The organism is Subtercola sp. PAMC28395 (assembly GCF_018889995.1).
Taxonomy (GTDB): domain Bacteria; phylum Actinomycetota; class Actinomycetes; order Actinomycetales; family Microbacteriaceae; genus Subtercola.
The window spans coordinates 2,494,787-2,517,856 of sequence record NZ_CP076547.1; the positions used below are offsets into that span (position 1 = coordinate 2,494,787).

Consider the following 23,070-nt stretch of genomic DNA (forward strand, 5'->3'; position numbering starts at 1 on the left):
TGTGCTGGAAGGTGAGTCGCTCACGACAGGGCCTCTCGTTCGCCGGAAAGTAGGAGATACAGCACCGCCATGCGAATGGAGACCCCGTTGGTGACCTGCTCGAGAACGGTCGACTGCGCTGAGTCGGCAGCAGCGGCCGAGATCTCCAGGCCCCGGTTCATCGGGCCGGGGTGCATCACAATCGTATCCGCGCGAAGCCGGCCGAACCGCACATCGTCAAGGCCCCACTCGCGGGAGTACTCTCTGGCGTTGGGAAAGAACGCCGCATTCATGCGTTCACTCTGAATACGCAGCATCATCACGACGTCGGGCTCGGACTCCCGCAGCACCCGGTCTAGGTCATAGCTCACTGTCGCCGGCCAGGTCTCGACGCCGAACGGCACCAGGGTGGCCGGGGCCACGAAGGTGACATGTGCGCCGAGGGTCTGCAGCAGCCAGAGGTTCGACCGCGCCACCCGCGAATGCAGGATGTCGCCGACGATCACCACGCTCACGCCGTGCAGGTCCCGGCCGCGACTGGCCGCCCCGAAGAGTCGCCGACGCATCGTGAAGGCGTCGAGAAGCGCCTGGGTCGGATGCTCGTGGGTGCCGTCGCCCGCATTGATGACGGGCGCGTCGATCCAGTTGCTCTCGGCCAGCACCTGGGGCGCGCCAGAGGAGTGGTGGCGGATGACGACACCGTCTGCGCCCATCGCAGCGAGCGTCTGGGCAGTGTCTTTCAGGCTCTCGCCCTTCGAGACGCTCGAGCCCTTCGCGCTGAAGTTGATCACGTCGGCGCTCAGCCGCTTCGCGGCAGCTTCGAACGAGATCCGCGTGCGGGTGGAGTCCTCGAAGAACAGGTTGACGACGGTCTTGCCCCGAAGGGTGGGGAGCTTCTTGACCTCGCGGTTCGACACGTCGGCCATGTTCTCAGCCACGTCGAGAATCTGGATCGCCTCATCCCTGCTGAGGTTCCTGGTCGACAGGAGGTGCTTCATCGGGCTGCCTCGATACTGACTTCTTCGACCTCGTCGACTTCGCTGAGCCGCACGTTGATGCGCTCGTCTGTGGAGGTCGGCAGGTTCTTACCCACGAAATCGGCCCTGATCGGCAATTCGCGGTGGCCGCGGTCGACGAGAACCGCGAGACGCACGATGCGCGGGCGCCCGATGTCGTTCAGCGCGTCGAGTGCCGCCCTGATCGTGCGGCCGGAGTAGAGAACGTCGTCCACGAGCACGACGGTCTTGCCGTCGACTCCCCCGGCAGGGATCTGCGTCGGTGAGGGGGTCCGGGTGACGTTCCGCGAGAGATCGTCGCGGTACATCGTGGCGTCGAGCGCCCCGACCATCGACGCGGGTGCACCCGGTTCGATGCGCTGGATGATCTCTGCAATGCGCCGCGCCAGGAACACTCCGCGCGTGGGAACCCCGAGAATGATGAGATCGTCTGCACCCCGGTTGGACTCCAGGATCTCGTGGGAGATCCGAGTCAACGCCCGGGTGATATCAGCCTGAGACAACACAACGCGTGCCATTCCCGACTCCCTTCCCCGCCTCACAGGGCGGAAGTTAAAGGTTGTCCAATACGTCCAACTCTACCCCACGCAACGAGGGTGACCGAGGTGGGAGACACGTTCTAGTGCGTGACGCCCTTGGTCTGGGCGATCTTCGCGAGGATGCCGTTGATGAACGGGGCAGAGGCCTCCGTCGACATCGACTGGGCGGCCTCGACTGCTTCGGCGATGGCCACGTTGTCTGGCACATCATCGTTGTAGAGGACCTCCCAGATGCCGATCCGCAGGAGTGCGCGGTCGACGTGCGGCATGCGGCCCAGGGTCCAGCCCTTGGAATACGTCTCGATCAGCTCATCGATCTCGTAGCCGTGCGACACGACTCCGTCGACGATCTCCCTGGCGTACTCCCACGACGCCTCACGAGCGGGTTCGGTCAGCGCCCTGGCTGCCTCGGCCGCAAGGGATTCGTTGATGGAGATCTGCCGGACATCCGCCGCATACAGAACGTCGAGGGCTCGCTTGCGTGCTTTAGTGCGTGCACTCACGGCTCTGAATCAGCTCTTGTCGCTGACGCGGCCGAGGTAGTCGCCCGTGCGGGTGTCGACCTTGACCTTGGTGCCCTGCTCGAGGAACAGCGGAACCTGGATCTCGTGGCCGGTCTCGACCGTCGCGGGCTTGGTGCCGCCGGTGGAGCGGTCGCCCTGCAGGCCCGGCTCCGTGTACGTGATCTCGAGGATGACCGAAGCGGGCAGCTCGACGTAGAGCGGTGCGTCTTCGTGCAGCGCGATGGTGGCCATCTGGTTCTCGAGCATGAACTTGGCCGCGTCGCCGACCACGGCGTCAGTCACGGTGAGCTGCTCGAAGGTGTCGGTGTCCATGAACACGAAGTCCTGGCCGTCGTTGTAGAGGTACTGGTAGTCACGACGGTCGACGTTGGCCGTCTCGATCTTCGCCCCGGCGTTGAACGTGCGGTCGACGACCTTGCCCGAGACGACGTTCTTGATCTTGGTGCGAACGAATGCCCCGCCCTTGCCCGGTTTGACGTGCTGGAATTCGATGACAGCCCAGAGCTGCCCATCGATCTTCATCACTACGCCGTTGCTGATGTCACTTGTCGAAGCCAAGGGTGATCCATTCATTTGAGAAAGTGCGGGGGCCGGTTGCGGCCCGACATACGAGTGTAGTTGAAAGCAGATCGACTTTCCCGATGGTGCAGCACAAAGGCGAAATTGCTGCACCAGGGGGAAAATCGATCGACTCGGGTGGGGGAAGCTACGAACCGATCTCCTGGTACGCGGCGAAGAGCAGCGAGGTCTCGGGGCCGGCGAGCACGGTGGGCTTGCCGATGTCGTCGAGAACGATGAACCGGAGCATGCTCCCCCGGGCCTTCTTGTCGCGTTGCATGGCGGCGAGCAGGGTCTTCCAGCGGCCGACCGGGTAGGTCGTCGGCAGGGTCAGGGACTCGAGGATGCTGCGGTGACGGTCGACCGCGCCATCAGAGAGACTCCCGGTGAGCCTGCCGAGCTCTGCGGCGAAGACCATGCCGACAGACACCGCGGCCCCGTGCCTCCACTGGTAGCGCTCGGTGTGCTCGATGGCGTGGCCCAGCGTGTGGCCGTAGTTCAAGATCTCGCGGAGGCCCGCCTCCTTGAAGTCCTCCCCGACCACCCTCGCCTTGAGGCCGATCGAGAGTTCGACCATGCGCCTGAACGGGGCGCTCGTCGGGTCGGTCGCTACCTGGACATCGGCCTCGATGATGTCGAGGATCTCGGGTTCCGCGATGAAGCCGGCCTTGACGACCTCGGCGAACCCGGCGAGCAGGTCGTTGCGAGGCAGGCTGACCAGCGTGTCGAGGTCAGCGATCACCGTGCTCGGTGCGTAGAAGGCACCGACGAGATTCTTGCCCTCCGCCGTGTTGATCCCGGTCTTGCCGCCGACTGCTGCATCCACCATGCCCAGCAGGGTGGTCGGTGCCTGGATGAGCTGAACACCGCGCAGCCAGGTTGCAGCCACGAAACCGGCGAGGTCGGTCGTCGATCCGCCGCCGAAGCCCACGATCGCATCTGACCGCGTGAAGTCGGCCTGCCCGAGGATCTGCCAGAGAAACGAGGCGACCTCGATGCGCTTGGCACCCTCACCGTCAGGCACCTCCGCCAACAGAACCTCGTAGTCGCCCTTCAGCTCGTCACGCAGGGCCGAGGCCCAGTCCGCCAGCGGTGGCGCGTGCACGAGGAGCACCTTGCGCACGCCGGGTGCGAGCGACGCACCGATCCGGTCGAGCACCCCTCGCCCGACGATGACGTCGTATGCGCTGTCGCCACCGACATGGATGATCGTGGGGCTGTCCGCGGTCATGAATCTCTCCCTTGTGCCGGGCCCGGGGTCGGTCCTGGCTTTTCAGCTTCGAACTGCTGTGCGTCGCGCCGCCGTGTTTCAGAGTGCCCGGCTTGGAACTGCCCAGCCTCAAACTGCTCAGTGATCCACGCCGCGACATCATCGGCGATGTCGTCGGCCTTGCGGTGCGAGGTGTCGATCGTGAAATCGGCGAGGCTGTCGTAGAGCTCGTGCCGGGCATCCACCAGTCGTTGCCACGACTCGATGTCGGGCACCAGCGGGCGCCGGGAGTTGCCCAGGCGCTTCTGCACGGCCTCGGCCGACGCGGTGAAGAGAACGACCAGACAGCCGTCGAGGTCGCGCTGGGTGGCCTCATTGAGCACAGCGCCGCCGCCGAACGAGACGATGCCGCCGCCGGCAAGCGCGGTGACGACCTCGGCCCGCTCGAGCGCACGGAACGCTGGTTCGCCGAGGCTCTCGAAGATCGCAGGGATCGGGCCGTTCGTGGCTGCGATCTGCTTGTCGGTGTCAGTGAAGGCCATATCGAGCAGCTTGGCCACGCGTCGGCCGATCCGGGTCTTGCCGGCCGCCGGGGGGCCGATGATGACGATGGTCACGCGAGAGGGGAAGTCGGATCGTCGATGCTGGCCGTTCCGGTGCGCAGTGCGGCCGGGATCGCAGCCATGTAGGCGTCGAGGTTGCGTTTCGTCTCTGTAACCGAGTCTCCGCCGAACTTCTCCTGCACGGCGTTCGCGAGCACGAGGGCGACCATCGCTTCGGCGACCACTCCCGCTGCGGGTACGGCGCACACGTCTGAGCGTTGGTGATGCGCAGCGGCTGCCTCGCCGGTTGCGACATCGACCGTGCGCAGGGCGTGAGGGATCGTTGCGATCGGCTTCATTCCCGCACGAACGCGCAGAACCGTGCCCGTGCTCATTCCGCCCTCGGTGCCCCCGGCCTTGGCGCTCAGGCGGGAGATCTCGTCGTCACCGACGATGAGTTCGTCGTGCGCCTGTGAGCCGCGCCTGGTCGTCGTGAGAAAACCGTCACCGACCTCGACGCCCTTGATCGCCTGGATGCCCATGAGGGCGGCGGCGAGCTGCGAGTCGAGCCGCCTGTCCCAGTGCACGTGCGAACCGAGTCCGGGCGGGAGGCCGTACGCCAGCACCTCGACCACGCCGCCGAGGGTGTCGCCGTCTTTCTGGGCTTCGTCGACTTCGGCGACCATGCGTTCTGAAGTCGCGGGGTCGAAGCACCTCAGCGGGTCGGCGTCGAGGCGATCGACATCGCCCGGGGTCGGCAGTGCAGAGCCCTCAGGCACGCGCACCGGCCCGATCGACAGCGTGTGGCTCACGAGGGTGATACCGAGTTCTGCGAGAAAATTGCGCACCACAGCGCCGAGGGCCACCCGGGCCGCGGTCTCGCGAGCACTGGCGCGTTCGAGAATGGGCCGAGCCTCGTTGAAGCCGTACTTCTGCATGCCGACGAGATCGGCGTGTCCGGGCCGGGGGCGGGTGAGCGGAGCTCCTCTGCCAGCGCTCGGCACGTAGTTCTCGATCGGCTCGGAGCTCATGACGTCGACCCACTTGGGCCACTCCGTGTTGCCGATCCGAATGGCGATCGGACTGCCGAGCGTGAAGCCGTGCACGACGCCACCCGAGATCGAGACCTCGTCCTGCTCGAACTTCATGCGCGCGCCCCGACCGTAGCCGAGTTTGCGGCGCGCCAGATCGGCACGAATATTTTCCAGGGAGACCGGGATGCCCGACGGGAGGCCCTCAATGACTGCAATGAGTTCAGGCCCGTGCGATTCTCCGGCAGTGAGCCAACGAAGCATGAGTAAAATCCTCCCACAGTCTGCGGCGTTCGAGTGCAGCCACCGATTCAGCGGCCGCCGCTGTCAGCTGGGGAGGCCGACGGCACGCTTCATCGCCGTGAAGACCTCGTCTTCGCGATCGAGCGGCAAGAGGGGGTCTCCGGTGACGAAGATGCGCACCTGGCCGAGCGCCTGGTGCGCCAACATGGCGAGGCCAGACACGGTCACTCCCCCGGCGCCCCGCCACGCGGTGCCCAGCACGCTCGGCCACGGGTCATACGCGACATCCAGAAGCACGGCACCGCGCGGCACCGCGAGAATGTCGTCCGGGGCGAGTTGCAGCGCACCCCCCGGCAGCGTACTGATGGTGACGTCGGCGACCAGGTCGCTCGTCAGTGCATCGCCGAGGTGCACTACGGAGACGACGAGGCCCGCACGGGCCGCAACGTTCACGATCTCTTCCGTCTTGTGCGGCGACCGTGCGGCGACGGTCACCTGTTCGGCCCCGAGATTCGCGGCGGCGACCATCGCCGAGCGCGCCGTAGCCCCGGCACCGAGGATGAGTACGTGCGAGGTCTGCCGGATCCCCACGTCGGCCAGGGCCCCGACGATGCCCGCGACGTCGGTGTTGAATCCCTGCACCGTCAGTTTCGACTGCGAATGATCGAGTGCGACTGTGTTCGAGGCGCCCGTCATCAGCGACTGCACATCGACAGAGTCGACGAGTGCCAGCGCTTCCTCTTTGAGCGGCATGGTGAGCGAGAGTCCGCGCCACGAGTCGTCGAGCCCGAGTACGAACTCGCCGAGTTCGCCCGAGCTCACTTCGGCCCGCGTGTACTCCCAGTCGAGGCCGAGTTCCCGGTACGCCGCAGTATGCAGCAGGGGTGACTTCGAGTGAGCGATCGGCGAGCCGAGAACGGCAAAGCGTGAGCTCATGGGCAGGCGGTGGCGTTGCCGGCCTGATAGAGGTCCACGGCGGCATTGTGCTGGCTGAGGTTGTCAGAGAAGCAAGTGAGGCCGGAATCGAGATTGACCGTCACGAAGTACAGCCACGTGCCGTCTGCCGGGTGCTGGGCCGCGTCGATCGCTGCGTCGCCCGGGTTCGATATGGGCCCGACCGGTAACCCGGTGAACACGTAGGTGTTGTATTTGTTCGACTCGTCGTTGCGCTCGGCATCTGTCGTGTCGACGCGCTTCTGGCCCGTGCCGTAGGCCACGGTCGCGTCGGACTGCAGCGGCATCCCATCGGCGATGCGGTTGAGGAACACTCGCGAGACCTTGTAGAAGTCGGCCGTGCTCCCGCCTTCCTTCTGGATGATCGACGCGAGAATCAGCGTCTTCTCCCTGTCGGCCGGGGCCACACCGGCCGCGTCGAGCGACTGGAACGTGCGGTCGACCATGGTCTTGACCAGGTCATGCGCGCTCATTCCCGGTTCGAAGGAATACGTCGCCGGAAAGAGGTACCCCTCGATGTTCGGTGCTGAGGCATCGATGCCGAACTGAGTGAAGTTGGCTGCTTCGGCCTGGAGGTCGGCCAGTGGCACACCGGTCGCCGTTGCGACCTGTGAGAGCGCGTCGGCTGCGATCGTGCCCTCGGTGATGACGACCTGCGCCGTGACGTGGTTCGCCGGATCCTGCAGGGCCGTCAGGGCCGCCTGGGAGCTCATCTGTTTGGCAAGCGTGTATGTGCCGGGCTGGAAGACGACGGTGGGCTGCTTCAGCAGGAGGTTGTAGAACCCAGCCGAAGACTTCACGACGCCGGCAGCAGCGAGGTTGTCGCCGATGGTGGAGCCATTGTCGCCGCTGGCTATCACGAAGCTGACCTTCTCGCCGGTGCCATTGCCGGTGTAGTCGTCGACCTCCTTCGCGCCGAAGATCTTGTTGATCTGCGGTGCATACGAGGTGTAGATCGAGGTGCCGACTGCGGCGAGCCCGCCGACGAGTACGACGGCGACGATGATCGCAATGATCCCCCGCCTCGACTTCTTACGGTTGCTTCGCTGACGCCGGGGCTGCCGGGGGCCCTTGGGTGGCTTTGACCTGCCGCCGGCGGCGGGTTCGCTCTGGTCGGCAAGCAGCTCGTCGATCGCGGTGCTCGTGGTTCGGGAGTTCGCTGCGCCTGCGGTGTCGGCGGATGCGGTGGTGCCGGTGGTTCCGGGAGCGCCTACCGTCGGCGGGTTGCCCTGGGCGGACTGCTCGCGCGCCTCACGTCTGCTGCTGGGCTGTGCCGCGCTCGGCACCTCCCGGAAGAACTCGGCGAAGGGGTGGTTCTCGGGTGGCTGGGGGTCAGTCACTATTCGTTCCTTGGTTCGGGTCGACGACTGATCCGGGTGGTCTGCCTGACGCTCGCTCGGTGTCCAAAGCGTGTTGCAAGAGTATAACCGCGGCTACTTGATCGATGACTGGGCGTGAGTTCTTCGTGTTCCGTCCTGAGCGGTGCAGGGCCGATTGGGCAGACACGGTCGTGAGACGTTCGTCGATCATCCGAACACCGATGTCGAGCTGTGCGTCGGTTGCACCAGCGAGGCACCGTGCCGCGAACTCTTCGGCGTCTGCTGTCGACGGCGTCGAAGCACCAGAGAGCGAGAGCGGGAGCCCGACGATGAACTCGAATGCCTCGAGCTCCCGTGCGATGGCGAGAATTCGCAGAACGTCTGAGTCGCCGCTCGCGGCGCGCGGCACCGTCTCGACCGGGGTCGCGAGCATGCCGTGGAGGTCCGACCGGGCCACTCCGACCCGTGCCTTGCCCACGTCGATGCCCAACCGCACTCCCGCTCGCACGTCGTCGTCCGCAGTTCTCAGCGAAATCAGTTCGAGCCGCTGGCTGCGGTGCCCGCAGCCGACACAGCCGAGCGGATGCCCGCCAGAGCATTGTCGATGGCTGCCACGTCGGTTCCGCCGCCCTGTGCCAGGTCGTCCTTGCCGCCGCCGCCGCCGCCGAGAATCGATGCCGCTACCCGGGCGAGGGCACCAGCCTTCAGTGAGGCCGAACGAGCCTGTTCGTTCGTCGCAACGATCACGACCGGCTTTCCGCCGACGTCTGCCGCCAGGGCCACCACGCTCGAAGCGCTGCCAAGACGCTCACGAACGCTCGTCACCAGGGTGCGAAGGTCATCGCTCGAGCGCAATTGGCCGAGCGATGCCGTGACGGTTGTCACGCCCCCGATGGGAGTCGCGAGGGCCAGGAGTCCAGGCACCCGCGACGAGAGTGCACTGGCCTCGTAGGCGGCGATCTTCTTCTCGGCGGCCTTGAGGTTCGAGACCAGGTCTGCGATGCGGTTCGTGATCTCGTCGCGGGGCGCCTTGAGTGAGGACGTGAGCTGGGAGACGATGGCACGCTCCGTGGCGAATTCACGGAAAGCGTCTGCACCCACGAGCGACTCGACGCGGCGGTTGGTCGAGCCGATCGACGATTCGCCGAGAAGGTTGATCAGCCCGATCTCCGAGGTGTGCACTACGTGGGTTCCGCCGCAGAGCTCTCGCGACCAGGGGCCGCCGATTTCGACCATACGCACGACGTCGCCGTACTTCTCGCCGAACAGCGCCATTGCGCCGAGCTTCTTCGCATCATCCACAGCCATCTCGCGGGTGATCACGTCGAAGTCTGCGCGCACTGCTGTGTTGGAGATCTCTTCGATCTCCGATTTGGTCGATGCAGAGAGGGGCTGGCTCCACGTGAAGTCGAGACGCAGGTACCCTGCCTTGTTGTACGAGCCGGACTGGTGTGCGGTCGGGCCGAGGATCTCGCGGAGTGCAGCGTGCACGATGTGCGTGCCGGAGTGTGCCTGTGTCGCACCCTTTCTCCACTCGCTGTCGACCACGCTGCGCGCGGAGTCACCCACGGCGACCTGGCCGCTGCTGACACGCGAGCGATGGCTGATGAGCCCCTTGACGGGCTTCTGCACGTCGAGCACTTCGAGCTCGAAGCCGTCACCGACGATGGTGCCAGAGTCGGCCTCCTGGCCGCCGGACTCGGCGTAGAGGCTCGTCTCGGCGAGGATGACCTCGACGAGTTCTCCGGCGACGGCGGTGGTCACTGAGGTGCCGTCGATGATGAGCCCGAGTACGCGCGAGTCGGTCTGCAACTCGGTGTAGCCGGTGAAGACGGTCTCGCCCGCCGCACGGAACTCGGCGAAGGCGCTCAGGTCATTCGCACCGAGCTTCTTCGACTTGGCATCGGCCTTGGCACGCTGCTTCTGTTCGGTCATCAGGCGTTCGAACGCGGCACGGTCGACCGTGAGACCCGCCTCTTCAGCAATTTCGACGGTGAGGTCGATCGGAAAGCCGAAGGTGTCGTGCAGCTGGAACGCCGTGTCGCCAGCGAGGGCGGAGGCCCCTTCTGACCTGGTCTTCAGCACAGCGAGGTCGAGGATCGTGGTTCCGCCGGAGAGGGTGCGCAGGAACGCCTCCTCTTCTGCGTAGGCCGTGCGAGAGATGCGCTCGTAGTCGGCTTCGACCTCCGGGTATGCCGCCGACATCGCATCGCGCGAGGCCGGGAAGAGCTCGGGGAACGTGGTGCGGTCGACGCCGAGCAGTCTCATGCTGCGCACGGTGCGACGAAGGAGGCGGCGCAACACGTAGCCGCGCCCTTCATTGGAGGGGGTGACCCCATCCGACATGAGCATGAGGGCGGACCGCACATGGTCGGCCACGACGCGCATGCGAACGTCGTCGTCGTGCACGGCACCGTAGCGACGGCCCGACAGTGCTGCGGCCAGATCGAGAACGGGTCGCACCTGGTCGATCTCGTAGAGGTTCTCCACGCCCTGCTTGATGAACGCCACGCGCTCGAGGCCCATGCCGGTGTCGATGTTCTTGCGTGGCAACTCGCCCAGCACGTCGAAGTCGTACTTCGACTTCACGTTGCCGATGAGGTACTGCATGAAGACGAGGTTCCAGATCTCGATGTACCGGTCTTCGTCTGCTGCAGGGCCGCCATCTTTGCCGTACGCGGGGCCTCGGTCGTAGAAGATCTCTGAGCAGGGACCAGCCGGGCCAGGCTGGCCGGTCGACCAGTAGTTCGAATCCTTGCCGAGTCGCTGGATCTTGTAGTCGGGCAGGCCTGCCGTCTTCTTCCAGAACGCGATGGCCTCGTCGTCGTCTTCGTAGACAGTGACCCAGAGGTCTTTCTCCTCGAACCCTAGGCCACCGTCGGCCTCGCTCGTGGTGAGCAGCTCCCAGGCGAATTCGATGGCGGTCTCCTTGAAGTAGTCGCCGAACGAGAAGTTGCCGTTCATCTGGAAGAACGTGCCGTGCCGGGTGGTCTTGCCGACCTCTTCGATGTCGAGGGTACGGATGCACTTCTGCACACTCGTTGCGCGCTTGAAGGGTGCGGGAACCAGCCCCGACATGTACGGGATGAACGGAACCATGCCTGCGACGGTGAAGAGAAGTGTCGGGTCTTCACTGACGAGCGAGGCGGAGGGAACGACTGTGTGCCCGCGGTCGGCGAAGAACGTCAGCCAACGCTGGCGGATATCAGCGGTTTGCACTACTTGTTTGCTGCCTTCTTCACGGAGTCGCCGGCATCGCCGATGGCGGCGCGCAATTCGGCCTCACGCTCGTGATAGCCGTCGACCAGGGCGTCGGTGAAGTCTTTGACCTTGGTCTCGAAATCGGCGAAGACCTTCTTGCCCTGGGCGGTCTGGTTGAACTGGTGTGCCGCAAAAACGCCGACAGCGACGCCGGCCGCGAACCACAGTACTTTTTTCACGCGCGAGCTCCTTTAGGGGTGTTCTGGAAAAGCCACGATCAGTTTAGTCCGTGGTCGAAAGTCCGACAGGCCGAGCACACGGTCAGCGCATTGGCAGTCAGGCACAGTCCTCAGTCAGTAGTCTGACCGGCGCGCCTTCTTGATCGCCCGAGGGGAGGCCGCCTTCGTGTTGCCCGCAGGCTTTGTGCCCGCGTGTTTCTTCGATGGCGCTTCGTCACCGAACGAACGAGCCCCCGCGAACGCCGCTCGAACGGCAGCGCTGAATCCAGCCAGCTTGATCAGTGGTCCGCCGACAGAGGCCGCGAAGAGGGCGACGAGCGAGTTGACGTTCCCTGTGACCTCGGCCACGTCCGACGTGATCGTGTCGACCCTCGCCAGCTGCTTGTTCGCCTCCTGGATGGTGACGGTCGACTCTTCGAGAATGGGAGCGATCCCCTTGCTGGTATCGCGGATGGCCAGCGTCGTCTCGTCGAAGACCTTGCCCAGTTTGATCAGCGGCAGAGCAATTATTCCGACCAGCACCGCAAACACGCCGGCAGCAATGAGGCCTGCAATATCTCCACCCGACATTGGGTCTACCTCCAGGTTGTAGTCGAACGAGCGTCGAACCGCAGGTGTCCCAGCGGCTTGCACGCAAAAGGGCGGTCCACCCGAAGGTGAGCCGCCCTAAGCGTAACTGCAAATCGTGTTGCAGCCGGTGGACTACTTAGCGAGCCGCGTAGTACTCGACGACAAGCTGGACTTCACAGGTCACGGGTACCTCGGCGCGCTTGGGGCGACGCTCGAGCCGTGCCTGAAGCTTGTCGATCTCGACGGACAGGTAGGCCGGAACCTTGGGCAGCACGTCGACGTGACCGCCGGCAGCAGCGACCTGGAACGGAGGAAGAACCTCTGAACGGGCGTGAACGTGGATCATCTGGCCGGGCTTGACGCGGAACGACGGGCGGTCCACGCGGGCGCCGTCGACGAGGATGTGACGGTGCACGATCAGCTGGCGGGCCTGGGCCGTGGTGCGGGCGAAGCCGGCGCGCAGCACGAGTGCGTCAAGACGCATCTCCAGCAGCTCGACGAGGTTCTCACCGGTCAGGCCACCCTGGCGACGGGCCTCCTGGAAGACGATCTTCAGCTGGGCCTCGCGGATGCCGTACTGGGCGCGCAGACGCTGCTTCTCACGCAGACGCACCGCGTAGTCAGAGTCGGTCTTGCGCTTGGTGCGGCCGTGCTCACCGGGAGCATAGGGGCGCTTCTCGAGGTACTTCGCCGCCTTCGGGGTCAGCGGAATGCCGAGTGCCCGGGAGAGGCGGGTCTTGCTGCGGGTACGTGACTTGGTAGACACAAACATCCTTCAAAATTAGAGACAACAGAAATGGGAAAGTATTGAGCGGCCGCGTGCCTCAAGACGAGGGATCGAACCGGACGCGTTCGCCTGTCGAGGACAGGCGAAGCCATCAATATTGCGAGGGATGGGTCAGGCGGTTCGGCTACAGAACTCGCTCTTCCTCGTCGGGGTCTCTCGCAGCCGCGCTAAAGACACCCAAAAGTAGGCCTCGAAAAGATTACCACATGCGCGGTTCAGTTGTTGATGATCCGCCGGATCTTCTCGAGCCGTGCCGAGACGTCTCTTTCGTTGCCGTGTTCGGTGGGCAGGTAGTACCCCGTTCCGACCAGTTCATCGGGAAGGTACCTCTGGCTGACGACCCCGATCTCTGCGTCGTGGGGGTACAGGTACCCCTTGCCGTGCCCGAGCCGTTTGGCCCCAGGATAGTGCGCGTCACGGAGGTGCTTCGGCACCCTGCCGATCTTTCCCGCTCTCACATCGGCTATCGCCTTGTCGATTGCCAGATAGGAGGCATTCGACTTCGGCGCGGTCGCCAGGTATACGACGGCCTCTGCCAGCGGGATGCGGCCCTCCGGCATTCCGATGAACTGCACGGCGTCGGCGGCGGCGACCGCGATCACGAGTGCCTGCGGGTCGGCCATGCCGATGTCTTCTGACGCGAGCACGATCATGCGGCGCGAGATGAACCGGGGGTCTTCGCCCGCCTCGATCATGCGAGCGAGGTAGTGGATCGACGCATCGACGTCAGAGCCGCGAACAGACTTGATGAATGCACTGATGACGTCATAGTGCTCGTCGCCATTGCGGTCGTACCGCAGCAGCGCCCGGTCGACCGCCTGCGCCACTGTGTCAGCGCTGATCTCGGGCACAAACTCATCACTCCTGGTCTTGTCGTCACGTTCGCCCGGCAGGTCTGCCGCAGGGGCGGCGGCAGACGAAGTCAACACAGTCAGGTCTGCCGCAGGGGCGGCGGCAGGCCCAGACAATACCGACGCAGCCGCAGCCTCCAGCGCCGTGAGGGCACGTCGCGCATCACCCGAAGCGAGCCGGATGATCGTGGACCTCGCCTCGGCCGACAGCGTCACCCGGCCGGCGAGGCCCCGGGCATCCACTACCGCCCTGTCGACCAGCACTCCCAGGTCGTCGTCGTCGAGTTGTTCGAGAGTGAGCAGCAGCGAGCGGGAGAGCAGAGGTGCTATCACGGAGAATGACGGGTTCTCGGTGGTGGCGGCGACCAGGATGACCCAACCGTTCTCGACCCCGGGAAGCAGGGCGTCTTGCTGGGCCTTCGAGAACCGGTGGATCTCGTCGAGGAAGAGCACCGTCGACAGCCCGTAGAGATCGCGGCTGCGAAAGGCCTCCTCCATCACCTGGCGAACGTCGCGGACGCCGGCCGTGACTGCCGAGAGTTCGACGAACTTGCGGTTCGAGCTGTGGGCGATGGCCTGTGCCAGTGTGGTCTTGCCCGTGCCCGGAGGGCCCCAGAGGATGATCGACACCGAGCCCTGCGCGCCGCCCTTGTCGTTTGCGAGGTTCACCAGAGGCGAGCCCGGGCGTAGAAGATGCTTCTGGCCGGCAACCTCGTCGAGGCTGCGAGGCCTCATGCGCACGGCGAGAGGCACTGCTCCAGCGTGCAGCCCGGCTTGCGAATTGACCATTCTCATAGGGTAACCGCAGCCTCTGACAGGGAATTCGCCCGTGTTTTGAGAAAGGTGCCGCGCGCACCGTAAAGTTCTGTGGGGTCTTCATGCTTTTCGGCTGAGGAACAGTACAGGCAACAGCGCCCGCCAGACGGTCGGCAATGCGCCAGACGGTCGGCAATGGAGGATTCGTGGCACCCAGTAATTCAGAGCGCGAGTCGCGGGAAGCGAAACAGCGGCTGCGCAATTACCAGGCACGTCAGACCGTTCACGCGGGACAGGTGAGCCGGCGCAAGCGCGACAATCTCGTCTCTGTGATCGTCGTGCTGGTTGTCGTGATCATCGCCATCGTTGTGCAGGTCTTCTACTTCTCCGGCGGCCCTGGTACACCCGTACCGTCTCCCTCGGCCGCGCCGACGCCGTCACCGACAGTCACGCCCAAGGCCGACGCGAACAGCGGCGACGTGCCACCGTCGACGCTTGCCGCCGGTCGCAACTGGACCGGCACCCTCACACTGAACGATGTGGCACTGAATTTCACGCTCGATGGAATCGCAGCACCGCAAGCCGTCTCGTCGACGATCTCACTCATCAAGTCGGGTTTCTACACCAATGTGACCTGCCACCGGCTGACGGTGACGGGTATCTTCGTGCTTCAGTGCGGCGACCCGACCGGCACTGGCAGCGGTGGCCCCGGCTACTACTACGGACCAGTCGAGAACGCACCCACCGACAATGTCTACCCCGCGGGCACGATCGCGATGGCTCGCCAGTCAGCGCAGGGCTACAGCCAGGGAAGCCAGTTCTTCATCCTCTACCAGGACAGCACCATTCCTGCGGACACGGCCGGGGGCTACACCGTGATCGGCCAGGTCACGAGCGGAATGGACCAGTTGCAGACCTCCATCATCTCTGCTGGCGTGACCCAGGGGACGGAGACGCCGGCCGTACCCACCACGATCACCAGCGTCACCGTGCAGTAGGGTGATTTCTGTGATCAGTAGTGACCAGCACCCATGGGGACGCGTCGATGAAACCGGAACGGTCTTCCTTCGTGCGGCCTCTGGCGAGCGCGTCGTCGGCCAATATCCAGATGGAACGCCCGAGGAAGCCCTCGCGTACTTCGAGCGCAAGTTCACCGACCTCGCCGGTCAGGTGACGCTCCTTGAGCAACGGGTGAAACGCGGTGCCTCTGCGGCAGATGTCAGCAAGGCCGTCTCGTCACTCTCGGGTGCCATCGAGACAGCGAACGCGATCGGCGACCTCGAGGCGCTGAAGAAGCGCGTTGATGCTCTCTCTGTCGTGGTCACCTCACTCACCGAGAAGCAGCAGGGGGAGGCCAAGGCGCAGATCGCCGAGGCGGTCGCCGAACGAACTGCCATCGTGGTTGAAGTCGAGGCACTGGCTGCTGCCGACCCGGCCAAGGCGCAGTGGAAAACTGTCACCGCACAGCTCGACGAACTCTTCGCCCGCTGGCAGAAACACCAGCAGGAGGGGCCGCGGCTCCCTCGAACCGAGGCCAGTGAACTCTGGAAGCGATTCCGCGACGCCCGCACGATTATCGAAGGCCACCGCAAGGCGTTCTTCGCCGAACTCGACAACACTCATCGTGACGCCCGATCCAAGAAGCAACAGCTCGTCGAGCGCGCTGAGGCACTTGCCTCACAGGGCGCAGACGGCGTCAACACCTACCGCGACCTACTGGCCGAATGGAAGAACGCCGGGCGGGCCGGCAAGCGCGTCGATGACACTCTGTGGGAGAAGTTCAAGGCCGCCGGTGATCTCCTCTACGCCGCGCGCAGCGAGACCATCGCCAAAGACGACGAAGAGTTCTCTGAGAACCTCACGAAGAAGCTCGCACTTCTCACTGAGGCCGAGACGTTGCTGACGGAGAAAGACCGCACGGTCGCCCGCAACAAGCTGGCCGACATCCAGCGCCAATGGGATGAGATCGGCAAGGTCCCCCGCGACAACGTGAAGTCGGTCGACGAACGGCTGCGAAAGGTCGAGGCTGCCGTGCGCAAGCTCGACGAAGACTTCTGGCAGAAAAACAACCCCGAGAAGAAGGCTCGCGCCGAGGGTCTCGCAGGCCAGCTCACCGACGCGATCGCGAAACTGCAGGTCGAGATCGATGCCGCACAGACTGCCGGCGACAAGCGCAAGGTCGCAGAACTCCAGGAAGCTCTGGATGCACGCAAGATCTGGCTCGACGCGCTGGGCTAGGTCCCCTGTCGTCCTCCCCTGCCTTGCGAGGCCGCGGTGTTTCCACAGTTCTGTCGTCTGTGACGCGTGGTGAACGGTTCAGGCGGGAGCATGGGGGCATGCCCACTGCGCTCCCCCGTCTCCTCACCTCCCGCAGCCCTCTGAACACCGGCGACTTCGACACCGGCGACTTCGATATCGCCGAACTCCACGCCATGAAGCTCGACGGTGAAACGATCGCGATCGACGACGCTTTCACCAGTGTCGACGAGCCGCACACCCTCGCTCTGCGGCTCAGTGTGCTCCGCTCGCTGATGCCGGCACGGGCGATCGTCGAACGCAACAGTGCGCTGTGGGTCTATGGTGCACTCCCCCGGCCACCGGCCGTGCACAGCTTCTGCATCCCCGTCGGAGGAAATTCACGCCCGGTTGCCCGACCGCGTCTGCGCGTGAGAGAGGTGGCGCTCTGTTCAGACGACGTCGTCGAGTTCGGAGGGGTCCGTGTGACGTCTCCGGTACGCACGGCGATCGATCTTGCACGGCTGACCGAAGTGTACGGAGCAATCGAGGTTGAGACTCTCGCGCGACTGTTGCTTGTGTGCACGGTGCCCGTCGACGATTGTTTGGAGCGGCTCGACCGGTCTCCCGGGATTCCCCACCGTAATCGGGCATTGGCCCGACTGAACAGAACTCGCTACAAGCAGTTTGGCTAACCGCCGCTGACGCGATAGACGTCATAGACGGCATCGATTCGCCGCACCGCGTTCAATACACGGTCGAGGTGGGTGGTGTCGCCCATCTCGAAGACAAAACGACTGATAGCCAGGCGATCCCGAGAGGTACTGACGGTGGCCGACAGGATGTTCACGTGGTGTTCTGAAAGTACCCGTGTCACGTCGGAGAGGAGCCCGGAGCGGTCGAGTGCTTCAACCTGGATCTGAACGAGGAAGACACTCTTCGAGGAGGGCGCCCATTCGACCTCGATCATGCGCTCAGGCTCCTGCAGCAGCGACTTGACATTGTGGCAGTCCGACTGGTGAACCGAGACTCCGGCTCCACGTGTCACGAATCCGACGATCTCGTCGCCCGGAACGGGAGTGCAGCACTTCGCGAGCTTCACCAGGATGTCGGGTGCGCCCCGAACGAGTACGCCGGATTCGCTGTGAGACGACCGGGGTCGCCTGCCCACCACGACATCGATGTCGCTGTCGTCGCTGTCGACCTCCGTCTGCAGCGACTGGAGCACCTTTTCAATCACGGACTGCGTGGAGACGTGCCCCTCGCCGATCGCTGCATAGAGCGCTTCTACGTTGTTGTAGCTGAGCTGCGACGCCACCTCGGAGAAGGAGTCCTGGCTCATCAGCTTCTGAAGTGGGAGGTTCTGTTTGCGCATGGCGCGGGCGATGGAGTCCCTGCCCTGCTCGATGGCCTCGTCGCGGCGTTCCTTTGTGAACCATTGCCGGATCTTGTTGCGGGCCCGTGGGCTCTGCACAAAGCTGAGCCAGTCTTGGCTGGGACCAGAGTCCGGGTTCTTCGACGTGAAGACTTCGACGACGTCGCCGGTGGTCAGGGTGCTCTCGAGGGGCACAAGTCGCCCATTGACCTTCGCGCCCATCGTGCGGTGGCCGACTTCGGTATGAACGGCGTACGCGAAGTCCACAGGCGTCGCGCCTGCGGGCAGACCGATCACCCGGCCCTTGGGGGTGAAGACGTAAACCTCTTTGGCACCGATCTCGAAGCGAAGGGAATCGAGGAACTCCCCGGGGTCGACGGTCTCGGCCTGCCAGTCCGAGATACGCGCCAGCCACGCCATGTCGGTGTCACCGCGATCATCGCTGGTCGTCTTGCCCGAGTTGACGCGCTCTTTGTACTTCCAATGCGCGGCGACACCGAACTCCGCACGCTGGTGCATCTCGTTGGTGCGGATCTGGATCTCGACCGCGCGGCCGCCGGGGCCAACGACCGTCGTGTGAAGGGACTGGTAGAGGTTGAACTTGGGTGTAGCGATGTAGTCCTTGAATCGGCCGGGCATCGGTGTCCATCGGGCGTGGATCGAGCCGAGAACGGCGTAACAGTCGCGTACCGAGTTGACCAGCACACGGATGCCGACGAGATCGTAGATCTCGTCGAATTCGCGACCACGCACAATCATCTTCTGGTAGATCGAGTAGTACTGCTTGGGCCGGCCGGCGACCTTGCCGCGGATCTTCGACGTCTTCAGGTCGTCGCTGACCATGTCGATGACCTGCTGCACGTATTCTTCCCGCTGGGGTGTGCGCTGGCGAACGAGGTTCTCGATCTCGACGTAGAGCTTGGGCGAGAGAACGGCGAACGAGAGGTCTTCGAGCTCCCACTTGATCGCCTGGATGCCCAGTCGGTGAGCCAGTGGCGCGTAGATCTCCAGCGTCTCCTGGGCCTTGCGTGTCGACGACTCCGGAGACACGAAACCCCAGGTGCGCGCGTTGTGGAGCCTGTCGGCGAGCTTGATGATCAGCACTCTGATGTCTTTCGACATGGCGACGATCATCTTGCGAACGGTCTCAGCCTGTGCGCTCTCGCCGTACTTCACCTTGTCGAGCTTGGTCACACCGTCGACGAGCATGGCCACTTCGTCGCCGAATTCTGCGCGCAGTGCGTCGAGCGAATAGTCGGTGTCTTCGACGGTGTCATGCAGAAGCGCGGCAGCGATCGTCTTGACTCCGATGCCGAGCTCAGCCAAGATCTGGGCTACTGCGACAGGATGAGTGATGTACGGCTCACCGCTGCGTCGCTTCTGCCCGTCATGGGCACGTTCGGCGACGGTGTAGGCCCGCTCGATGATGCTGAGGTCGGCCTTCGGGTGATTCGCTCGGACCGTGCGAATCAGCGTATCGACGGCACCCGCGGGCTGCGCGCGGGAGAACAGCCGTGGTACCAGCCTCCGCAGCGACGCGTTGGTCGGCGCAGTGGTCTCGGTCATCTGGCAGCCTCCGCCACTATTATCCCACCAGCCAGGGGTCGCACTACGCCGAGATGCTTTCGCTTTCGGTCGCGGGTTCGCGCTGGGCCCTGACGGCGAGAACCCGTGCGTTCAGCTTCTTGATCTTCGGTTCGCGCTCCCGCAGTTGCGCATAGATCGGAGACGCGATGAAGATCGTCGAATAAGTGCCGACGGCAATACCGATCAGCAAGGCAAGAGAGATGTCGCGCAGGGTTCCGGCACCGAGCACGAAGGCGCCGATGAAGAGAATGGAGGCGACGGGGAGCATCGCCACCACAGAGGTGTTGATCGAGCGCACCAGCGTCTGGTTGACGGCGAGGTTCACCGTTTCGCCGAAGGTTCTGGTGGGCTTGTCGCCCATCTCGCGAGTGTTCTCCCGGATCTTGTCGAACACCACAACAGTGTCGTAAAGCGAATAGCCGAGAATGGTCAGGAATCCGATGACGGCAGCGGGGGTGATCTCGAACCCGGTGATGCCATAGATGCCCGCTGTAATGATGAGGTCGTGCACGAGGGCGATCATGGCCGATGCCGCCATCTTCCACGTTCGGAAGTAGATCGCCATGAACAGCGCGGCGAGGGCGAGGAAGATCACGAGCCCCCGTATGGCCTGGCCGGTGATGTCAGCACCCCATGTCGGACCGATGAAGTTGATCGTCACATCGCTGGGCTGCACGTCGTACGCCTTGGCCAGCGCGTCCCGCACCTGGTTGCTCTCTGCGTCACTGAGCTGGTCGGTCTGGATGCGCACACCAGAGCCACCGAGCGTGGTTACGAGCGGCACGACCGCCGGGTCGACCGACTTGACGGCATCGACACCGAGTTGCTGGTCCTGATTCGAAACCTGCGAAATGGAGAACTGCGATCCACCTCTGAACTCGATTCCGAGCACGAATCCGCCCCGAAGGAACGGCCCGACGACCGAGATCAGGATCATCACGGCTGCAATCGTGTACCAGAGCTTCCATCGACCGATGATGTTGAAGGACCGCTTGCCGCTGTAGAGGTCATTGCCCAGGTCGCTGAACTTCGCCATTAGCGCTTCTTTCCCTTGGACTGAGGCTTCTTACGAACGGGTGGTACCGGCGGAGATGGTGGCAAAGCTGCTGGCAGAGTCTCTGTCTCGGCTACGGCGAGAGCCGGCGTCAGAGGTTCAACAGAGGTTGGCCCTCCAAGCGTCGGCTCGAGGACATCGACATCCGGTGCAGCGCTGGATGGAGCGGTAGGCGCATCGAGAACGAGCGTGGTCGTTCCCGCGGCCTTGCGTTCTGCGATCGTCTGGCGCCGGGCCGCTTCACGGCTCGCCGACTCCTGCTTGCCCTTGGGGATGGCCGCAGACGGTGTCTTGAACTGGGCGCGACCTCGATAGACGGCGCCCAGCTGTCGCGGATCGAGCCCGCTCGACTTGTGGCCGTCTCTGAAGTACGGGAGCTCGGCCAGAAGAGTCATGATCGGGTGGGTGAACATGATCACAACGACGAGGTCGATGATGGTCGTCATTCCGAGGGTCAGGGCGAAGCCCTTCACGCTGCCGACCGCGAGAATGTAGAGCGTTGCGGCCGCGAGGAAGTTGATCGCGTCAGATGCCGTGATGGTGCGGATGGCCCGCTTCCACCCTGCCTGCACGGAGGATTCGAGGCCCCGGCCGTCTCGCAGCTCGTCTCGGATTCGCTCGAAGTACACGATGAACGAGTCAGCAGTGATACCGATTGCCACGATGAGGCCGGCGACACCTGCCAGCGACAGCCGGAAACCGGCCCGCCACGACAACAGGTCGACCACGAGGAACGTCAGCGTCGCGGCGACCGCCAGGGACGCCACCGTGACCAGGCCGAGAACCCGGTACTGGGCGATGGAGTAGAGCACGACGAGCAACAGACCGATGAGGCCTGCGATCAGGCCGCTGAGGAGTTGTTGCGAGCCCAGTGTTGCCGAAATGACGTTCTGGCTCTGCACAGTGAAGCTGATCGGCAGCGCGCCGAACTTCAGCTGGTCCGCAAGGGTCTTGGCTGTCTCAGCGGTGAAGTTACCCGAGATCTGGGGCTGCCCATTGGTGATCACCGCGAGAGTCCGGGGCGCAGAGATGACCTTGCCGTCGAGCACGATGGCGAACTGGTTCTGAGCGCCGGTGAGGCCTGAAAGCCGTGTGGTTACCGTGGCGAACTGCGCGGTGCCCTGTTCGTTGAAGAAGATGTTCACCACGTACTGGCCAGTAGACGAACCAGAGCTCGTCTGTGCCATGCCACTGGTGGCATTCGTGACTGTCTCACCGGCGACTTCGACCGGGCCGAGGATGTACTTCGCCCCGTCGGCTCCACAGGTGACGAGTGGCTGGTCGACGGGAGCCTGGCCCGCATTCGTCACCGCAGTCGAGCTGCAGTCGATGTTCAGGAACTGGTCTTCGAGCGCCGGAGTGATCCAGGCGAGGTCGCTGGCATTCGTCGGAGACGCGGTCGGCGTGCTGTCGAGTCCGGGTGTCGGAGTCGTCGTCGGCACGGTTGCCGCGCTGCTGACGAGCACGGGGCGGAAGTCGAGTTTCGCAGAAGCTTCGATCCGCGCCTTGGTGGCGTCGTCCGGCTTGCCGGGGATCGAGACCACAATGTTCTGCCCACCCTGGGTGGAGATCTGCGCTTCAGAGACACCACTCGCGTCGATGCGCTGACGGATGATCGACACGGCCTGCGTAATCTGCTGGTCAGTCGGAGCGGCAGCACCGTCGGCGATCTTGGGCGCCAGGATGAGCTCCGTACCACCCTCGAGGTCAAGGCCGAGCTTCGGAAGCCAGGAACCGCCGCCCCAGATCGCTCCGGCAGCATTGACGCCCGCAAGGGCGATGAAGATGACAAGAAGCCAGACCAGCGTGCGGCGGGCTTTCTTGACGGCGGTAGATTTTGCCACCTGGGAACTCAGCTTTCTGTACCGGCTCCTGGGCTGCAGCAGCCCGCGCGGACAATCATTCCCGCGCGAGCGGGAGGATCAGCGCGCAGGCAGACTGCTGCGATGGAGTCGAAAGGGGATTTGAGACTACTCGGCCGACTTGGAGTCGGTGCGCGGCTTGCCGTTCTCGTCGACGGGCACACCGTTCAGAACGGTACCAGTCTCGGCGTGGGTGTCGACCGTGTGAGCATCTGCTGCTGAGTTTACCTCAGTGACACGCTCGCCGTACGCCGGTTCGATGCTTTCGTCGATCTCGTTGTCGGATTCTGGCTCTGACGCGCCCTCGATCGGCACGACACGCGTCACCGTCTGGCGGTGAACCTTGAGAACCGTTCCCGGTGTCGTCTCGAGCAGAACCTGGTTGTTCTCGACGTCGATGTTCAGGATGGTGCCGTATACGCCGAAGTTCGTCATGACATAGGCGCCCTCGACGATCTTCTCAACCAACTCTTCTGTCTCACGCTTGCGCTTTCGGCTGTTGCGCACCATAAAGATGATGAGTACGGCCAGCACGGCCAGCATGATCAGGGTTAACGGGTCCATTACAGGTAAGAGCCTTCCAAAACTTTGGGGGGAGAGTGACGGCCCTAGTGTACTTATCGGGGCTGAACGCCAGC

General features: G+C 64.1%; 22 protein-coding genes. 3 read left to right on the forward strand and 19 right to left on the reverse strand.

What is annotated here, in order from left to right; genetic code table 11:
• Positions 1 to 20: 20 nt before the first annotated feature.
• From KPL76_RS11485 to KPL76_RS11555, 15 genes are all read right to left on the reverse strand, one after another.
• Positions 21 to 977, reverse strand: a complete 957-nt coding sequence (locus KPL76_RS11485) for an aspartate carbamoyltransferase catalytic subunit (RefSeq protein WP_216333592.1) — start codon at positions 975 to 977, stop codon at positions 21 to 23.
• Positions 974 to 1,513 carry a bifunctional pyr operon transcriptional regulator/uracil phosphoribosyltransferase PyrR gene (pyrR, locus tag KPL76_RS11490; RefSeq protein ID WP_216333594.1) on the reverse strand — a complete coding sequence of 180 codons (540 nt, stop codon included), beginning with the start codon at positions 1,511 to 1,513 and terminating at the stop codon, positions 974 to 976. The genes KPL76_RS11485 and pyrR overlap by 4 nt, the downstream gene beginning before the upstream one ends.
• 101 nt (positions 1,514 to 1,614) lie before the next feature.
• Positions 1,615 to 2,037, reverse strand: coding sequence for a transcription antitermination factor NusB (nusB, locus tag KPL76_RS11495; protein ID WP_216333603.1), 423 nt, complete (start codon positions 2,035 to 2,037; stop codon positions 1,615 to 1,617).
• Between the two features lie 9 nt (positions 2,038 to 2,046).
• Complete coding sequence (efp, locus tag KPL76_RS11500; RefSeq protein ID WP_216333605.1) at positions 2,047 to 2,616, reverse strand: elongation factor P; 570 nt, start codon at positions 2,614 to 2,616, stop codon at positions 2,047 to 2,049.
• A gap of 148 nt (positions 2,617 to 2,764) precedes the next feature.
• Complete coding sequence (gene aroB, locus KPL76_RS11505; RefSeq protein WP_216333606.1) at positions 2,765 to 3,847, reverse strand: 3-dehydroquinate synthase; 1,083 nt, start codon at positions 3,845 to 3,847, stop codon at positions 2,765 to 2,767.
• Positions 3,844 to 4,443: a shikimate kinase gene (locus KPL76_RS11510; RefSeq protein WP_216333608.1), complete on the reverse strand. Its 600-nt coding sequence runs from the start codon at positions 4,441 to 4,443 to the stop codon at positions 3,844 to 3,846. The genes aroB and KPL76_RS11510 overlap by 4 nt, the downstream gene beginning before the upstream one ends.
• On the reverse strand, positions 4,440 to 5,663 hold the full coding sequence (gene aroC, locus KPL76_RS11515) for a chorismate synthase (RefSeq protein ID WP_216333611.1): 1,224 nt from the start codon (positions 5,661 to 5,663) through the stop codon (positions 4,440 to 4,442). The genes KPL76_RS11510 and aroC overlap by 4 nt, the downstream gene beginning before the upstream one ends.
• Positions 5,664 to 5,726: 63 nt before the next feature.
• Positions 5,727 to 6,578 carry a shikimate dehydrogenase gene (locus tag KPL76_RS11520; RefSeq protein WP_216333613.1) on the reverse strand — a complete coding sequence of 284 codons (852 nt, stop codon included), beginning with the start codon at positions 6,576 to 6,578 and terminating at the stop codon, positions 5,727 to 5,729.
• Positions 6,575 to 7,936 (reverse strand): endolytic transglycosylase MltG, encoded by a 1,362-nt coding sequence (gene mltG / locus KPL76_RS11525; protein ID WP_253202019.1) that lies wholly within the window; start codon positions 7,934 to 7,936, stop codon positions 6,575 to 6,577. Before mltG ends, KPL76_RS11520 begins: the two co-directional genes overlap by 4 nt.
• On the reverse strand, positions 7,929 to 8,423 hold the full coding sequence (gene ruvX / locus KPL76_RS11530) for a Holliday junction resolvase RuvX (protein ID WP_216333615.1): 495 nt from the start codon (positions 8,421 to 8,423) through the stop codon (positions 7,929 to 7,931). Before ruvX ends, mltG begins: the two co-directional genes overlap by 8 nt.
• A 26-nt stretch (positions 8,424 to 8,449) precedes the next feature.
• Entirely contained in the window at positions 8,450 to 11,134 is a 2,685-nt protein-coding gene (gene alaS, locus KPL76_RS11535; RefSeq protein ID WP_216333617.1) for an alanine--tRNA ligase, read from the reverse strand.
• The gene (locus tag KPL76_RS11540) at positions 11,134 to 11,355 is read right to left on the reverse strand and encodes a hypothetical protein (RefSeq protein ID WP_216333619.1); all 222 of its coding nucleotides are present in this window, start codon (positions 11,353 to 11,355) and stop codon (positions 11,134 to 11,136) included. The genes alaS and KPL76_RS11540 overlap by 1 nt, the downstream gene beginning before the upstream one ends.
• A 114-nt stretch (positions 11,356 to 11,469) precedes the next feature.
• Entirely contained in the window at positions 11,470 to 11,925 is a 456-nt protein-coding gene (locus tag KPL76_RS11545) for a DUF948 domain-containing protein (protein WP_216333621.1), read from the reverse strand.
• A gap of 136 nt (positions 11,926 to 12,061) precedes the next feature.
• Complete coding sequence (rpsD, locus tag KPL76_RS11550) at positions 12,062 to 12,697, reverse strand: 30S ribosomal protein S4 (protein WP_205108685.1); 636 nt, start codon at positions 12,695 to 12,697, stop codon at positions 12,062 to 12,064.
• 230 nt (positions 12,698 to 12,927) lie between these two features.
• Positions 12,928 to 14,352 (reverse strand): replication-associated recombination protein A, encoded by a 1,425-nt coding sequence (locus tag KPL76_RS11555; RefSeq protein ID WP_216333623.1) that lies wholly within the window; start codon positions 14,350 to 14,352, stop codon positions 12,928 to 12,930.
• Positions 14,353 to 14,525: 173 nt separating this feature from the next.
• Here KPL76_RS11555 and KPL76_RS11560 point away from each other — a divergent pair, with 173 nt between their 5' ends.
• The 3 genes from KPL76_RS11560 to KPL76_RS11570 all read left to right on the forward strand — a co-directional run bounded on the left by KPL76_RS11560 (position 14,526) and on the right by KPL76_RS11570 (position 17,249).
• Entirely contained in the window at positions 14,526 to 15,317 is a 792-nt protein-coding gene (locus tag KPL76_RS11560; RefSeq protein ID WP_216333625.1) for a peptidylprolyl isomerase, read from the forward strand.
• A 10-nt stretch (positions 15,318 to 15,327) separates the two neighbouring features.
• On the forward strand, positions 15,328 to 16,557 hold the full coding sequence (locus tag KPL76_RS11565) for a DUF349 domain-containing protein (protein ID WP_216333627.1): 1,230 nt from the start codon (positions 15,328 to 15,330) through the stop codon (positions 16,555 to 16,557).
• Positions 16,558 to 16,655: 98 nt separating this feature from the next.
• The gene (locus KPL76_RS11570; protein WP_216333629.1) at positions 16,656 to 17,249 is read left to right on the forward strand and encodes a type IV toxin-antitoxin system AbiEi family antitoxin; all 594 of its coding nucleotides are present in this window, start codon (positions 16,656 to 16,658) and stop codon (positions 17,247 to 17,249) included.
• Here the strand turns inward: KPL76_RS11570 and KPL76_RS11575 are convergent.
• The 4 genes from KPL76_RS11575 to yajC all read right to left on the reverse strand — a co-directional run bounded on the left by KPL76_RS11575 (position 17,246) and on the right by yajC (position 22,996).
• Positions 17,246 to 19,495 (reverse strand): bifunctional (p)ppGpp synthetase/guanosine-3',5'-bis(diphosphate) 3'-pyrophosphohydrolase, encoded by a 2,250-nt coding sequence (locus KPL76_RS11575; RefSeq protein WP_216333631.1) that lies wholly within the window; start codon positions 19,493 to 19,495, stop codon positions 17,246 to 17,248. The two genes, KPL76_RS11570 and KPL76_RS11575, sit on opposite strands and share 4 nt — an antisense overlap.
• 43 nt (positions 19,496 to 19,538) lie before the next feature.
• Positions 19,539 to 20,552, reverse strand: coding sequence for a protein translocase subunit SecF (gene secF, locus KPL76_RS11580; RefSeq protein WP_216333639.1), 1,014 nt, complete (start codon positions 20,550 to 20,552; stop codon positions 19,539 to 19,541).
• A complete protein-coding gene (gene secD / locus KPL76_RS11585) occupies positions 20,552 to 22,414 on the reverse strand; it encodes a protein translocase subunit SecD (RefSeq protein WP_216333641.1) in 1,863 nt (620 codons plus the stop codon). The genes secF and secD overlap by 1 nt, the downstream gene beginning before the upstream one ends.
• A gap of 126 nt (positions 22,415 to 22,540) precedes the next feature.
• On the reverse strand, positions 22,541 to 22,996 hold the full coding sequence (gene yajC, locus KPL76_RS11590) for a preprotein translocase subunit YajC (RefSeq protein ID WP_216333642.1): 456 nt from the start codon (positions 22,994 to 22,996) through the stop codon (positions 22,541 to 22,543).
• Between the last annotated feature and the right edge of the window lie 74 nt (positions 22,997 to 23,070).